The organism is Nitrospira sp. M1, assembly GCF_965152605.1.
Map to the genome: position 1 here is coordinate 1,669,630 of NZ_OZ224217.1, position 14,741 is coordinate 1,684,370.

General features: G+C 46.4%; 17 protein-coding genes. 9 read left to right on the forward strand and 8 right to left on the reverse strand.

Translation table 11 applies throughout. The annotated features are described in order from the left end of the window. The first annotated feature begins 87 nt into the window (after positions 1-87). The gene (locus ACWHX8_RS07785; protein WP_447971387.1) at positions 88-972 is read left to right on the forward strand and encodes a 50S ribosomal protein L11 methyltransferase; all 885 of its coding nucleotides are present in this window, start codon (positions 88-90) and stop codon (positions 970-972) included. 164 nt (positions 973-1,136) lie between these two features. Here ACWHX8_RS07785 and ACWHX8_RS07790 read toward each other — a convergent pair whose 3' ends face one another. Then, positions 1,137-1,505: a hypothetical protein gene (locus tag ACWHX8_RS07790; protein ID WP_447971388.1), complete on the reverse strand. Its 369-nt coding sequence runs from the start codon at positions 1,503-1,505 to the stop codon at positions 1,137-1,139. Between the two features lie 404 nt (positions 1,506-1,909). Between ACWHX8_RS07790 and ACWHX8_RS07795 the strand changes: the two genes are divergently transcribed. Both ACWHX8_RS07795 and ACWHX8_RS07800 read left to right on the forward strand, forming a co-directional pair. Beyond that, on the forward strand, positions 1,910-2,554 hold the full coding sequence (locus ACWHX8_RS07795) for a hypothetical protein (RefSeq protein ID WP_447971389.1): 645 nt from the start codon (positions 1,910-1,912) through the stop codon (positions 2,552-2,554). 382 nt (positions 2,555-2,936) lie between these two features. Then, positions 2,937-3,587 carry a hypothetical protein gene (locus ACWHX8_RS07800; RefSeq protein ID WP_447971390.1) on the forward strand — a complete coding sequence of 217 codons (651 nt, stop codon included), beginning with the start codon at positions 2,937-2,939 and terminating at the stop codon, positions 3,585-3,587. 193 nt (positions 3,588-3,780) lie between these two features. Here the strand turns inward: ACWHX8_RS07800 and msrA are convergent, their stop codons facing one another. Continuing rightward, positions 3,781-4,401, reverse strand: a complete 621-nt coding sequence (gene msrA, locus ACWHX8_RS07805) for a peptide-methionine (S)-S-oxide reductase MsrA (protein WP_447971391.1) — start codon at positions 4,399-4,401, stop codon at positions 3,781-3,783. A 739-nt stretch (positions 4,402-5,140) separates the two neighbouring features. Between msrA and ACWHX8_RS07810 the strand changes: the two genes are divergently transcribed. Both ACWHX8_RS07810 and ACWHX8_RS07815 read left to right on the forward strand, forming a co-directional pair. Beyond that, a complete protein-coding gene (locus ACWHX8_RS07810; RefSeq protein WP_447971392.1) occupies positions 5,141-5,695 on the forward strand; it encodes a mismatch-specific DNA-glycosylase in 555 nt (184 codons plus the stop codon). Positions 5,696-5,739: 44 nt separating this feature from the next. Next, positions 5,740-6,756: a S1C family serine protease gene (locus tag ACWHX8_RS07815; RefSeq protein WP_447971393.1), complete on the forward strand. Its 1,017-nt coding sequence runs from the start codon at positions 5,740-5,742 to the stop codon at positions 6,754-6,756. Between the two features lie 2 nt (positions 6,757-6,758). On the opposite strand, the gene ACWHX8_RS07820 is transcribed toward ACWHX8_RS07815, so the two are convergent. After that, complete coding sequence (locus ACWHX8_RS07820) at positions 6,759-7,076, reverse strand: tetratricopeptide repeat protein (protein WP_447971394.1); 318 nt, start codon at positions 7,074-7,076, stop codon at positions 6,759-6,761. A gap of 89 nt (positions 7,077-7,165) precedes the next feature. Next, on the reverse strand, positions 7,166-8,104 hold the full coding sequence (locus ACWHX8_RS07825) for an RluA family pseudouridine synthase (protein ID WP_447971395.1): 939 nt from the start codon (positions 8,102-8,104) through the stop codon (positions 7,166-7,168). A 243-nt stretch (positions 8,105-8,347) separates the two neighbouring features. Between ACWHX8_RS07825 and ACWHX8_RS07830 the strand changes: the two genes are divergently transcribed. Continuing rightward, positions 8,348-8,776, forward strand: a complete 429-nt coding sequence (locus ACWHX8_RS07830) for an SRPBCC family protein (protein WP_447971396.1) — start codon at positions 8,348-8,350, stop codon at positions 8,774-8,776. Positions 8,777-8,825: 49 nt separating this feature from the next. Here the strand turns inward: ACWHX8_RS07830 and ACWHX8_RS07835 are convergent, their stop codons facing one another. After that, the gene (locus ACWHX8_RS07835; RefSeq protein ID WP_447971887.1) at positions 8,826-9,446 is read right to left on the reverse strand and encodes a transglutaminase-like domain-containing protein; all 621 of its coding nucleotides are present in this window, start codon (positions 9,444-9,446) and stop codon (positions 8,826-8,828) included. Between the two features lie 140 nt (positions 9,447-9,586). Here ACWHX8_RS07835 and ACWHX8_RS07840 point away from each other — a divergent pair, with 140 nt between their 5' ends. Then, positions 9,587-10,510 carry a bestrophin family protein gene (locus ACWHX8_RS07840; RefSeq protein ID WP_447971397.1) on the forward strand — a complete coding sequence of 308 codons (924 nt, stop codon included), beginning with the start codon at positions 9,587-9,589 and terminating at the stop codon, positions 10,508-10,510. A gap of 131 nt (positions 10,511-10,641) precedes the next feature. Here the strand turns inward: ACWHX8_RS07840 and ACWHX8_RS07845 are convergent, their stop codons facing one another. Continuing rightward, a complete protein-coding gene (locus ACWHX8_RS07845) occupies positions 10,642-10,848 on the reverse strand; it encodes a hypothetical protein (protein WP_447971398.1) in 207 nt (68 codons plus the stop codon). Between the two features lie 492 nt (positions 10,849-11,340). Between ACWHX8_RS07845 and ACWHX8_RS07850 the strand changes: the two genes are divergently transcribed. Both ACWHX8_RS07850 and ACWHX8_RS07855 read left to right on the forward strand, forming a co-directional pair. Then, positions 11,341-11,718: a hypothetical protein gene (locus ACWHX8_RS07850; RefSeq protein WP_447971399.1), complete on the forward strand. Its 378-nt coding sequence runs from the start codon at positions 11,341-11,343 to the stop codon at positions 11,716-11,718. A gap of 196 nt (positions 11,719-11,914) precedes the next feature. Beyond that, on the forward strand, positions 11,915-12,382 hold the full coding sequence (locus ACWHX8_RS07855; protein ID WP_447971400.1) for a hypothetical protein: 468 nt from the start codon (positions 11,915-11,917) through the stop codon (positions 12,380-12,382). 106 nt (positions 12,383-12,488) lie between these two features. Here ACWHX8_RS07855 and ACWHX8_RS07860 read toward each other — a convergent pair whose 3' ends face one another. Next, positions 12,489-13,730 carry an amidohydrolase family protein gene (locus tag ACWHX8_RS07860; protein WP_447971401.1) on the reverse strand — a complete coding sequence of 414 codons (1,242 nt, stop codon included), beginning with the start codon at positions 13,728-13,730 and terminating at the stop codon, positions 12,489-12,491. 41 nt (positions 13,731-13,771) lie between these two features. Next, entirely contained in the window at positions 13,772-14,599 is an 828-nt protein-coding gene (locus ACWHX8_RS07865; protein WP_447971402.1) for a class I SAM-dependent methyltransferase, read from the reverse strand. Between the last annotated feature and the right edge of the window lie 142 nt (positions 14,600-14,741).

Here is a 14,741-nt window from a genome sequence, read left to right on the forward strand (position 1 = left end):
TAAATGATCGTTACGAGAAGGAGCGGAAAATATGTCCAAATCCAGAGCATTCGTAGTAGATTGTGTTTATCTTGGATCGGCTCCTAAATGAAATCCTTTATTGATGTCCATATTGCTGAATCTGTCAGTGCGACGGAATTGGCCGGCCTTCTTGTTGAAGATGGAATGTTGGGAACGTGGGAGCAAGATGGGGTGATTCACCTTTATTACGATCACGGCGTGTGGACTGATCATATGCTTGTCAAGATTCGGAATGCCATTCAACAATTGGGAGGACAGCTTGATCCTGATCGGATTGCAGCTCACGAGGTGTCTGACCAGGATTGGAATGCGCAATGGACGGCATCGGTGCAGCCGATTCAGATTGGTCGGCGAATCATTGTCCGGCCAAGTTGGACGACAGTCGATATTCCAGAACATGGGATTGAGCTGATACTGGATCCCCGGCAGGCGTTTGGAACTGGGCACCATGTAACCACGCAGTTGTTGGCCGAATGGTTGGAGGAATGGATTCAAGGCGGAGAACGTGTGTTAGATGTTGGAACGGGGAGCGGTCTATTAGCGATGTTGGCATTGCGGCTCGGCGCGGCATTTGCCTTGGGCATTGATCATGATGCTGTGGCGATTGAGTGTGCAAAAGACTATGCGCATTTGAACCAATTTGGAGCCGAGCTTGACCTTCGCACGTTGGACATCCAGGCCTTGCCTAATGAGTCATTTGACTTCATTATTGCCAACATCGATCGACGAACATTGTTGACTGGGTGTCAGGCATTGACGAGTGTATCGAGTACGAAGACGGTCTTATTTTTGGCTGGCATTCTTGATGATGATCAATCGGAAATCATTGCTCGCTATGTAGAGTATGGCTGGTGTTCTGCCGAAGTGAAGGGTCGAGAGGATTGGGTGGCGATTCGGCTCCAACGCGAAGGGAAGACTTCTCATCTGCTAAGTGGCAAGGAGATGAGATGACAGCTGTTTCCTTGTATCCGCCTAGCATTCTCATATTCGTTTCACACTGACAGTTGGCACTTATTACAGGCTAGGCAAGTTTATCATGTTGAGCATGCCCTTGCTTGCAGGAACCTAGCTGAGATGAGCGCAGTTGATTGTCAGACCTATAATGGGTAAGCCGATTAGTTTTCAGGCTGATGCTCAAGGTAGTCAATGAGGGCGTGATAGGTTAATGCTCGAGTTTGGGCTATAGAGGGTTTTTCTTCGGTGAGTTTTTGTTCAAGCCAGACCGTTTCGGTGATATGTGCTCGAGCCTGATCGCATAATGTCCACATTTGATGAAGAAATTCAACGTGGAGCCCGACCTGAACGCCTTCCGATTCAATCCGATCATCTAAAATAGCCAGCAAATCAGAGATGGCTTGATCGGTGTGATACGGGGGCGAGGCATATCCAAATGACTGTGACGCGGCCTCGTCTTGCTTAGCCTGTTCAACTAAGTCATGCATGTACTCTTTGAGCAATCCTATGACACGCCCTGGTAAACGCATAGTTTTCTCGATCATGAAAGACATACTACATAGTGAACCATAATTGGAAAATGTATTTGGTGCAAGATTCTCAAATAATTTTACACAAATGTAAGAAACAGCCAACATTCTGTCGCAAGCCGCATCAAAACGATTAAGCTGCGGAGTTAGCTGTAAAGCTGAGTACCTATGGGGTTTTAGGTGAAATCGTAGACTGTTTCTTTTCAGACTGCCTCTGCGAAATCATGCGCATCACAGGTTGGGAAATATTTTGACAAATGTGGAATTTCGGTTGAAAATGATGAGCATATCTTGCTCCCATGTCTTAACTTTTCAAACACGCGTTTGGTATAAGTAAAGGCCCCTTTTCTAGAAACCCATTACTGGCTTCATCGTATGTTGAAGTGAGAGGGAGACCTGCTCTGATGATAAGATTTTGCCTGATTATATTCGCCAGTATTCTGTGGCTCGGTACGCATACTCCGATTGCTATGGCCGAACAAACAGCTCAAGAGCTCAGTGCACGTGCATTGGATGAATGTCAAAAAGGACGTATTGCCAAAGATCGCGATGTTCGGATGGGGCATTTTGAACGGGCCGAGGTTATTGCAGAGCAAGCGATCGAAGCCGATGATAATTATGCCGAAGCTCATTTTTCTCTATTTTGCACGTTGGGCGAGCAGATGCGTATAGATGGTGAGCCGACGATGGGCGCAATCTTTGGATATAACCGAATGATGGATGAACTGAACCGAACGCTTGAACTTGATCCTCAACATATTGATGCGCTGTCTTCCAAAGGCACACTGCTTGTCAAACTTCCCGGTATTATGGGTGGTGATTCAGAGAAAGGCGTAGAAATTCTTCGAGAAGTCATTAGGCGAGAGCCGATGGCAATCAATGCGCGATTAGTCATTGCCGAAAGTATTGCCGATCGTGGAGAACAAGAGGAAGCTTTGAATTTAGCCATGACTGCACTTAAGATAGCCAAGGCCCAAAATCGTCAAGATCTTATTCCTGAGGCGGAAGAAACTCTGGCCAATCTCCGAAATGGTACAGGGCAGCATTAACCGAACATGCCATTATAAGACTGGCCTTTTGCTACTTTACGTCCACCACCACTCCCCCCCAATTATCTTCAGCTTTTTCTTGGCTACCTGTAATCAGTACGTTAGTTGGTAAGAGACTTCAATCTAGGCTGCCTCAAAACTGCTTCACGGGTATCCACCAATCGTAGCCAAGGCTACCTGTAATCAGTACGTTAGTTGGTAAGAGACTTCAATCTAGGCTGCCCCAAGAATGCTTCACCGGTGTCCATCAATCGTAGCCGAGGCTACGTGGGATGCCCAATTCTTAAAGAAGCGGACAAGTTAGGGGAACAGCATCATGTATTTTCTATCAACGATGTATGCAAGCCGAATATGTGAAGCGAAATATTGTTAGAATGAAGGTATGTTTACACTCATTGTACGCAGTGTTTTAACTCTGAGTCTTGTTGTATTGCTTATGCTGACATTTCTTGTGCTTGGCAATATATACACATATAGCAGGCTGACTCACGAAAAACCTATCGCACAATTAACCTTTACGCCGGTCAACGTTCAAGAGTTTGCTGCATCACTTCGATTGGGTGATTTTTGTGAACAAGAAAATTACAAAATATACGGTGATGAGTTTCGTCTTGATGCTCAATTCTTAAAGTGGAAGTCTTGGGCAACACTTTTCGGTTTTAATGCCATGTATCGTATCGAAAGACTCTCAGGTCGTTATGCAAACATTGAAGATGAAAACACGAAAATTCATATTGCACATGAACTAAAGTCCAGTTCTACATTAAATCTCAGTCAATACGCGGATCGCTATAATACTAAATTGCTACCGGTCGATACTGTGTATGGAAGCTCTGCATATAAAAAAATGAAACCGGGAGTGTTATTTACACTATTTCGTACACAATCTGGAATTTTGATACGAGAACAAGACCTAACAACTGCTACAGAACAAAGCAATTGTGTTTCAGGGCAATCGCTGTGGAAAGATACTATTGTGATGCTCGATCAAAAGATCACGTCTCTTGTTCACACAATACGCCTTAGACCGTAGACGCAAGTTCTGTTTTTTTCAATCATAGCCATGAGCACTGATCTACTCAAATTACTCTCGCTCTTGTTGCAGTGTTTTTCTACCCAATTGTGAAGCATGAGATTGGTTACGGGTGATGATTGACGAAGGTATGGAATGGCATCGCACTACCGACATGAGGCTTTTCAGATCATTTCTTCCGCAACTACCTTCATTAACCCCAAAGTTCCTTTAACCGTTGATCCCGCCCGCAACTGTAACGGTAAAATTTATACCGCAAAGGGTTTTTAAGATAATAATCCTGATGGTAGTCTTCCGCAGGGTAAAACTCCGTGGCTGAAGAGACTTCCGTGGCGATACGTTCCGGAAATGTCTTTGTTTCCTCAATCTTCTTAATAGATTTTTCTATCAGTCGTCGTTGTTCATCATTATGGTAGAAAAGTTCTGGTCGATACTGATCACCATGATCACAAAATTGCCGGTCTGGCGTTGTGGGGTCGATGTTTCGCCAATAGACTTCCAACAGCGTAGCGTAGTCGATCTTGCTTGGATCATAAATCACCTGGATGGCCTCTGCATGTCCAGTTCCTCCTGCAGAAACTTCTTCATAAGTTGGATTGGCTGTATCTCCTCCGATATATCCTGACGTTGTCGATATTACGCCTTCCAGTTTGTCGTACGGAGGTTCCATGCACCAAAAGCATCCACCGGCAAATGTGGCCTTTGCGTATTTCCCGTCAGATGTACCGGTGTCCATCGAAGATGCTGGAGCCTGCTCGAGTATGAGAACGATTGCGCTGAATGCCAAGATACTCGTCAATATTATTTTTTTCATGAGTCTCACTCCTGGTTAATGCACAAATGCAAGAAATTTGTGAACTTTTCTGTCCGTTTATCAAACCGTCATGTATTATACCAAACAGTCTCCCTGATTCGTGAAATGTTACACTCCTCATCCGCTCACCAAAGTTCGGTCTGGTCAACAGCGTTGCTGACATTGCCGGAGATTCCAACATGCACGGGCATTGCCCGCGTTGGTCGGTCGCAGTGCCTGAGATTGGTCGATAGACGGCATGGGTTGGAACACGTGTGTCTGCCAGGCTGATTGGGGGTATGGTGTGTTCTTTACTCTAGCGGATGAGGAGCTTTTCCGCTCACCAATGACAGGTCTGTTCACAAGGTTTGCTGATGTTGCTGGAGGTATCAGTATTTGGAAACATATTTGATGATGGAGTTAGCCGTTGAGCTTCAGACGTTTCGCTATATGTTCTGAAGCGGTAAGGGTTCGAACGCCAGGCTGAAAAGAGGGTATGGTGATTCTTACAACTAGCGGATGAGGAGTCTTCCGCTCACCAAAGTTCGGTCTGTTCACAAGCGTTGCAAACGTTGCCGGAGGTTCCAACATGCAAGGTCATTTCCCACGTTGGTCTGTCGCAATACCTAAGAATGGTTGATTGACGGCATGGGTTGGAACACGTGTGTCTGCCAGGCTGATTGGGGGTATGGTGCGTTCTCAAAACTAGCGGATGAGGAGGTTTTCCGCTCACTAAAGTAGAGCTTTCCTGGAAACATAAATGACTCTTCCTGATTATATCAAACCGGATTTAGATATTTTGTTTGTTGGCATTAATCCCGGCACACAATCTGCGAAGGTCGGCCATCATTATGCCGGCCATTCCAATAGATTTTGGAAGCTACTGAATGAGGCGAACTTCGTTCCGTACCCTGTTACCTATCATGATGATTGGCGTTTGCCAGAGTGGGGATTGGGGCTAACCAATATTGTCGCTCGTACAACTGCTGGTAGTAGTGATCTGAAGCAGGGCGAGTATGCCGAGGGGCGGGCGTTGTTCCTCGAAAAAGTGCGCCGATACCGTCCTCGTATTATTGCGCTACTTGGCGTTACGCTTTATCCTGTGGTGTTTCCGCCTCATGCCGATTCTGGTGCTCGTCGACAACGTACGTCTTCCAAGTCGCGAGTGGGTTTTATTCCAGAGTTTTTGGAAGGCGCGCAGGTGATGGTGCTTCCAAACCCGAGCGGTCGGAATGCGCATTACTCGTATCATGACATGTTGCAGAGGTTTTTAGAGTTGAATCGCGTACGAAAGGAAATATCTGCTCGTAGCTGAAAAGCTGAAGGCCTGTTGCATTGTTTTGTTATAAGGGGTGAAAGATGACTTCTAGGAAAAGATTAGTATGGTTTTTTGCCATGGCATGGCTGTGTATCTCAATGGATGGGATTGGAGGGGAGGCGTGGTCATCCGAATTGCATGACGCGGTTGAACAAGCCAAGCATGCCACGGTTGGTATCTTGCGCCATAATTCGGATGAGATGTCTCAGCAATCTGTGCAATCTCAATTTGCGATCCGTGGCTCAGGGGTTCATCTTGGCGAAGGGTATATCCTGACAGCGCGACATGCCGTAGAGCGGACACGTGGTGGCAAGGCTGAGGTTCCACAGGCAATTCATGTGCTTACTGATGGACTTGCAGAGCTATCGGCACATTTAATTGGTGTAAATAGGTTTCTTGATGTGGCGTTGTATCAACTTGATGAGGACTCGTATGCCGGAGACCTTCCCTTTGTTTCTTTCGAGAAAGAGACGTCACGTCAAGGGGATGAGGTCTTTACCGTTGGGTATCCGCTTGGATGGGGTCCTGCATTGTCCTTTGGGCGTATGGGAAATCCGCAAACATTTTTACCCACCGCACAATCACGCCTGTTACAGATCGACCTTTCGGCGTGTAGTGGAAACTCTGGTGGAGGACTGTTTGGAACGGATGGCCATCTTGTTGGTCTCATTCATGCCATTATTCAAACGCAAACCGAAAGTCGTGAACGACGATGTAGTCGGTTTGCCTTTGCGATTCCTGGTCCATTAATTGTGAAAATTGTGACCACGTTAAAATCTGGAAAGTCCTATGCATTCCCTAGACTGGGCATTCGTATGAAGGTCATGAAGGTTGAGCAGCAATGGCGGGTGGCTGCCGCGCTGGCGAAAGGTCCTGCACGAATCGCTGGGGTGAAGAAAAATGATGTGCTGTTAGCGATTAATGAAACGCCGATTACGTCGGCGGCAGAATTAAAAAGTTATTTAATTGAACATACCGTCCCTGGGCAGGTTATAGAGCTTCGCCTCCTTCGAGAAGAAACAGAAAAAGTTCTTCAGGTCACCTTGGGAAAATCATAAGTTTATTTTAAACTTTGCATGAAGGCCTGTATTTCTGGGACAAGGTCGCCTCCTCCATTCGAACGACCTGACGTGGCCGCAGCGATCCCTGCTGTGAGCACTGTTTTGGCTTCTTCATGTTTTCCTAACTTTCCCAACACTTGGCCTAGTATCCAGTGAGAAGAAACATGAATTGGGTCAAGCTCAACTGCAACGCGGAGATTTTCCGCTGCTTCTTCAAGATTGCCACCTTCCTCGTAAATCTTCTTTCCGAGGCCATAGCGCCCCAAAAAGCCTTTAGGGTTTTTCTCAACCATCTGTCGAAATGTTTCGATATCCATATGCGGCTCCTTCTAGATGTGTATATTCCATGTGATCATACCATCGACTATCATGACGTGACGAGCTAAATAGCGCATCATAAATGTCCTCAGGTTTGTGTTGTTTCGTCTCTGTATTGGAGTTGTTGCTGTAGTGTCTGCATATCGGGCGGTGGGTCGATAGTGTATTCCTTGTATATTTTTGACGTCGGATGCTGAAAGCCAAGGGTGCGTGCATGGAGCATAACTCGTGGGATGGCAATTTCTCCGATGCGACATGCCGGTGTTCCCCCATAGAGGAGATCTCCCAGAATGGGTGAGCCGAGAGACGCAAGGTGGACACGAAGTTGGTGGGTGCGGCCTGTGCGAGGCAAAAGCATGATGTGAGACGCCACGTTTTTCCATTGCTGAATGACACGGAATTCGGTGATGGCAGCGCGAGGGGTAGCCGTGTTGGATGAGTGTTTTTTTGATTGGTGTCTATCACGGCCAATCGCCAGATCAATCACGCCTTCACTTTTTGTTGGAGTGCTCCAAGCCATAGCCTCGTAGTGGCGCGTGATGGAATGTGTGGCAAATTGACCGGCAAGATCTTGATGGACATTTCGGTTTTTTGCGATGACGAGAACTCCCGAAGTATCTTTATCAAGACGGTGGACGATCCCAGGTGTTAGAGCTTCCTGTTGGGTCATCTGAAAATGCGCGAGTAGACTATTCAGTAATGTTCCAGACCAGTTTCCAGATGTTGGATGCATCACCACGCCGGCAGGTTTGTTTACCACGATAAGCGCTTCATCTTCGTAGAGGATTTCTATGGCCATGGATTTTCCCGCAAGCGTCAAGTCGCTTGCTTGCGGTGTATCCATGGTAATTCGATCGCCTGGTTTAATTTTTTGACTTGGTTTTGCGATCTGTGCGTTGACGCGGATTCGCCCAAGTTCGATTAACCGTTGAAGCCGGGAACGTGAAATTTCCGGTTCACGGTGAACAAGAAACGTATCGAGACGTTTTCGTTTCTCTCTGGTTGTGATCAGGAATTCGGTGATCATGCGTATAGTGTGAGGTATTCTTGCTGATGGAACGTGGTGTACGGTACCTTGTCGTGACGCTGGCTGCAAGTGTGTGATGTTATTGGCAATCCTCATAGGTGACAATACAGGTTTTGAGGTTTGCGTTGCTGTATTGCAAGTTAATATTCTCGATTGGGAGTTACGCTAGACGTCGGCTTTGTTCCATGCATGTGTGGAACAACACGATGTAGTTTTTAGAGTGATGAATGTAGGAGGAAAGTTATGGGGAACTGTTACAATTCAGTCATCGTCAATGCGTCCTGTGAGACTGTGTGGAAGGTGCTACGGGAATTTCATGATTTGTCATGGGCGGCTGGGGTCGTGACGCAGGTAGAGAAAGTTGGTGAAGTGGATGGGGATCAAGTGGGCGCACAGCGCATTCTCAATGGCGCATTTCATGAGACCTTAGTGTTGATCGATGATCGTGAGCGTACCTTTATGTACCGTATTGATGATGGCCCAGGTCCGGTTTCGAAGAGTGCGGTCAATAACTATATCGGGGCGGCGCGGGTCTTACCGATTACGGAAAACGATACGGCCTTTGTGGAGTGGCAGTCGACGTACGATTCCCCGAATGATACGGCAGTTGGTGAACTCTGCAACCCGATTTATCAGGCGTTATTGAACTCGCTCAAAAAACATTTTTCGTGATGAGATGATCGTGTACGACAGAGCGACAGATTGTCGTTCTCCTAAAAAGTTATTGAACTGAGGAGTGTTGAGTGGTGCGCATTGAAATATCTGGTAAGTTGTCGGCCACTTCTTGATAGGTCTTGTAGCTTTCGAGTGTTCGAACGACTGTACCGAGCGGTTCAGCCCATATCTCCGGTAAGTCCACTTCACCTGGTGTCTTAATCGGATAGGCTAATTGTTCTATTGGTGGACAGAAGGATGCATCGATCCCATCCTTATTGCCTCGTGGATCAACGCGATACCATTCGAATTCATCAAGATATACGGCGTTGAGCCCATGTAGGCAGAACGGGGGTATCTCATCTGTTATTGTCAGTCGTTGATAGCACAGACCGGTGGGAATATGATTGGCCCTGAGCAATGCGGCGAGTAAATGGCTCTTTGCATAACAATACCCTGTGCCATGCGTGAGCACTTCAGAGGCTTTGCACGTCACAGGATTCAGGGCATAATCTCTACTATGCTTGATGTCATCACGCACAAATTCGAAGCAGGCCTTGGCCACATCGAGAGAGGTCTGGCAGTTCTTAGCTAACGTTTGTGCGTGAGCGAAGACTACTGGCGTTTTCCAATCGATATAGAGGCTTGATGCCAGGTAGGGTTCTATGCCTGTGGTTACTTGTTTCAGCAATTTATCATCTCTGAAGATTGAGGGTAATTCTTGAATACATCTGTGACACGTTGTGCGTGTCGGAACGTAAAGTCTACAACATCTCGTGCATTACTGTCTCATCGTTTCGCTCATTGTCGTGAAGAAAGGATTGGCTGATGATTGTCAGGCGGAGACTTCCTTTTAAATGGTTTCTGCAAATCGATGGCTGGGCTGTCTTGTTTTACACGCTATATGGCTATGGAGTGTGCCTTCTTCATTTAGAGTTCTTTTTTGAAAAACTCGCATTTCCTTTTACTGGGATTAGTGTCTTTGGGACGGCTATCGCCATCTTACTCGCGTTTCGTAATAACTCCGCTTATGAACGTTATTGGGAAGCTCGAACGGTATGGGGTGATGTCACCAATTTTTCAAGAAACTTCGCTTCACAAGTTCTTGTCTATATTCAACCGCCTCAAGGGAGTGATGCCCAGGCTGAGCAAGTCGAAGCACTGCATCGAGAGTTTATTTATCGGCATTTCGCATTTTTGCAGGCTTTGCGTTTACAACTGCGAGAGGGGTATGCGTCGAATGTCCTTGCCCCATTTATTGGGAAGGCTGAACTAGACCAATTGGATAGTGTTGCCAATAGAGCCACACAGCTGAATCATTGGCAAGCAAAGCGCTTACGGGAAGTGTTTGACGCTGGCTGGATTGCCCCGCGTGCCTACGTGTTGGGATTAATGGACTCTCTCAAGGAATTCTACATTGCGCAGGGTAAATGTGAGCGAATCAAGCATACGCCCTTGCCTCGTCAGTATGGGTTTTTTACGAAGCTATTTGTCTGGGTATTTCTGTTACTTCTTCCATTCTCATTGGTGAAACATTTGGGATGGGAAACTCTGCCAATTTATGTGATGCTGGCGTTCATGTTTACGGTCATGGAGAGAGTAGGCTGCCGAACAGAAGACCCCTTTGATGGAAAATATGAGGATGTGCCGATGACGGCTATCTGCCGAAATATTGAAATAGATTTACGGCAACAATTGGGCGAAACGTCTGTGCCGCCGCGTCTAGAACCCGTTGATGGGGTATTGATGTAACGGGAACGTGTGTATGAGCCTTTTTAGCCGTGAGTCGTGGCAAGAGAATCCTCAGTCGCAACTGAAAAAAGAAAAACTCCCTGGGGGTAATGATGCCCGGGGAGTTTTTCTGACTACACATGTTTCAATAATCAAGAGAGTCTCGTGTTTTTCTTAATGCCGATGTCGGCGATGTTTTCTCCAGCCTTTAAGATGACCACGATGCTTGTGATGTCTTTCGAAATGTCGTGGTGCATAATAGGGTCGATATTGATGCCCGAAAAAATATTGAGGACCGTAATGAAAATGGCGAGGTCCAACGTGGTTTCTGAACGGCCCACGTGGTCCGCGAAAACCATGACGATGACCACCTATTCCTAAGTGAACACCGCTGCCTGGTCCAATATGAATGGAAAACCCTGTAAGATGAATCTTTGCGGCAGTTGTCCTGTGTCGATCTCCCGCCCATGCAGGCGAATATCCCCCAAATGTGAGAAAAAGTAAGACGGTTGTGAGAGCGATGTGCCGGAAGCCGATGCGTGGTGTTATTGAGATGGATGTGAATCCCGATTGATGAGAGGCTCGGTAACGTGTGTTCATAGTATACCTCCGTTTCTGGGATGTCGGGACATGCCCGTTCGGAATGATGTCGATACATAAACATACATTGATTCATTATACTAGTCAATATGACATGTATAATGAAGTTTTAATGAAGACTATAAGACTGTATTAATTAATGTAAACAATGACTTGCATATTGACATTATACGTACTTGATATTAATATTTTAATTGTCTCCGTACGGTCATTCTGACATATAAGTCCTGAGGAATTGAAAGGGTACATCTGTGAAACGATTTTCGGATCGAGAAATTCAGCGGTATATCGAAGCGGTTAATAAAGAAGCCGCCCAAGAGTGGCTTATGGCTTTTGCGAGAGAACCGAAGCTACAGCAAAGTTATTACTGGACATTGTTTTCAGAGTTATTTCTCAAGCAGATGCATCGCATTCCAGTTTCCATGAGCGATGCAGAGAAAATTATCCCTCAACTCTCGGCTAGCCAAGCACGACGAGCGATTCAAAATGCGAAAGACGCCAAGTTTTTAGAAATTCAGGCGACCGGGACCCGCACGAAACAGGTACGGCTGACGTCAAAAGCGGAGATTATTATTCGCCGAACTAGTGCCAAGGCTCTAAAAAGCATGGAGGAAATTTTTCGGAAATGAGTGAAGGGGCAGATTGTGGAAGTGGCAATGTTCACGGTCATGGATCAGCTTTAGGCAAGGCCATCCATCATGCTTGGTAAGGTGGGCAAGCCTACTATTTGGTTTTGGTGTCAAACATTACAATCGACATTATGATTGTTCATCGTTTCAGGACATGATATTCTATAGAGTGCTTACTGGAATTATGGAGAACTCGATGGTACATATTGTGCGTACCCTTAAGAAGTGGCGCAGTTTGAACAATGCGATAGTCTTGATGTCGGTAGCCAGTTGTTTTGGGTTATTGGGGTTACCGTCGTTGGCTGCTGCTGAGTCTTCTATTCCTTGGCAATGTACGTCATATACGTATACGGGAAATTCTCAAGCTGAATGTATTCAGTCGTTCAATGAAGGCCTTCAGAACCCGCAGGAAAAAATTGCGCAATTAGAACGACGCTTGAAGCGCCAAGAAATTTCCATGAATGAGCTTAAAGACCGTATGACTCGTCAAGCACGGCGACAATATCCGAAGCAGGACCATCCTGCTTATTCACCGTCTTACGACTTTGTCCCTGTTCCTCCTATCGGATCGGGTTTTTCTCCATTGTATGGGTATCGAAGGCCTTCATTCTTTGGTGTTGGTCCGCTCCCATTCCTTCCACCTCTTGCCATCTGGATCGACTAGTCCTCCCCAGTCTTTGTACAGGTTATGTTGAGAATGTGACTCTCTGCGATGCAGAGCGCCTACGATCATGAATCTGTACTTCCCTGTATTCTGAATAAACGACTGTTTACTGTGTTTGCAACTCAGGGTGTTCGAGGAACACGGAGGGTGGAAAGTGTGCGCCCGTTTCGGTGTGTCGAAGTGTGCGTTTCAGGACAAAGTCGAAGAGAAGGGGGTTGAAGTCGTAAATTTCATTCAGTGCTTCACGTTCTTGAGCGGTGATGTATCCGGCTGACTCAAGCGTTCGGGTTTGGATGACGATATTGACAGCCGGTAGGGGATAGTCACTGCCGTTAATGAGTTGTGCGTGAATAGCACTATTGCCCAATACCTTATCGAGATGGTCTTTTCGATTGTCTTGCGTTAAGGCTGAAATATCAGCAAAGAGCAGGTTTTGATATGTGGGGTTTTCTAGCATTTCTATGGCGAGGTCAATGTAGGGTGCACCAGGTGTGCAGATGGCTGCATCTTCTTCGCTGCATTCGCCTAAGCTTGCGACGTGTGCCATGACCACTTTCACCCCCATGTCTAAGGGCTTTTTTAAAAATAATGGATTGCCGAGATGTTGAAATTCTTCGGCTTCCGTGGCTTTTTCATCGCCCGTGTGCGAGATGAGTGTCATCTTGTAGTCGTGCATCACGCGATAATAGGCTTCGAGTTGCTCGTTCATACGTTCGGATGAGGGGTGAATGCCCATGGCGTTGGGAAGCCATTTGACAAATCGCGCTCCGTGTTTGGCATAACGTGTTAAGGCGTCGATGGCATCATGTCGATAGGGATGAATCGAAATAATAGGAAAGAAGATGTCAGGATTATTTTCGACCGTACTCATGACGTAGGCATTGGGAACATGAAAGGTGCTGAGTTCTTTGATCGGCTGACCTTCTTCATTGTGGAAATAATCAAACGCCATGATTCCAAACTTTCCATGTTGCGGCATATATTCAATGAGGGTTTTGAGTCGTGTAAGATATTGGCTGTCAGCCTGCTCCTCATCGGTAATGGCCGCAGCGCTTTTATAGACTTGAAACTGAATATAATGAATGAGTCCGCCAAATGGTGATTGCCACCCTTCATTCACAAATGTGCCATTCAGCTCTGTATTCATTCCGAGCAGATGGATATGATAGTCACGAAGTTGTGCCGGGTCGATTCCTTCGAATGCGTGTTTCATGAGGAGTTGCGCTTCGGCGCTTATTTCTTTCTGTAGATCTTGAGGCTCATGTTCAAATGCTCCACCAATGAGATTGCAGCTTAGAAATATTGTACTGAGCCCTAGGAGTACGAGTGTGACAATGAATGTCTTCATGTGAGTCATGTGACAATAATTCGAAATAGTGAAAGGGACGTTTACTCTGGGGAACTCCAGGCCGACATGACGCAACGTTGTGCGATCAACGGGAGAAAGCTTTGAATGTCATTGGCAATGATCTCCATGAAATGTTCCGCATGTTGTTGGTCGGCAAAACATTCATAAATATCATCGAGGAAGCCTCCTCGTAATAGAGGATGCTGGAGAAAAGCCTGTCCACCCTCGGTCTCAACTTCTAGAGGGTATTCACTGACCTGCACATGCTTCATTCCGATTTCCGTCAGCCACTGCTTAGCATCTTTCGCCGATGGCCGTTCTTTTCTGTACTCGGTTAAGGCTTGCTGCTCGCTGGCCAGTCCTTGCTCCATCATTTCCTGATCTACTCGTTTCCACAGGGAGTCAAATGTGCCGAGGGAAGGAAATGTTAAAACTAATTGCCCTCCAGGTTTGAGGTAATGGGTTAATTGTTCGAGGGTTTCTTTTCGATTCGGGCGAAAGAACATGAAGGATAAGTTTCCAGTAATGCGATCAAATGTCCCAAGATCTGAAGGGAGATGTCGTATATCGCTTTGTCGAAACTCAAGCCATGGGAAATGCGGGCCTTGATACGTTCGTGCTCGAAGCAATTGAGCCTCACTGATATCTAGACCAACGACTCTGCCGGTCTGACCAACGTGCTGGGCTAAGTAAAATGTGGGTAATCCGCTACCGCACGCAATGTCTAATACCGTAATTCCTTGAGGCAGATCTGCATGTGCTAACAAGCTTTCGGCAAATGGCGTTGACCAATAATCTTTCCGTGGCAATTCAGATAACCATGATGGTGGAGCGGGAAAGTGATGGGACTGTGGAGTTGGCATCATCATTGACATGTTTTCTCTGAACGCCATTGCTCCCAGGGGGCAATAAAGTGGTTCGTGATGTGGGCAATGCTCATAAGGATAGGGTAAGTGCCATGCGTATGCAATGATTTTTATGCGGGCTCTCAGTACACACAAGCTTAAGTCT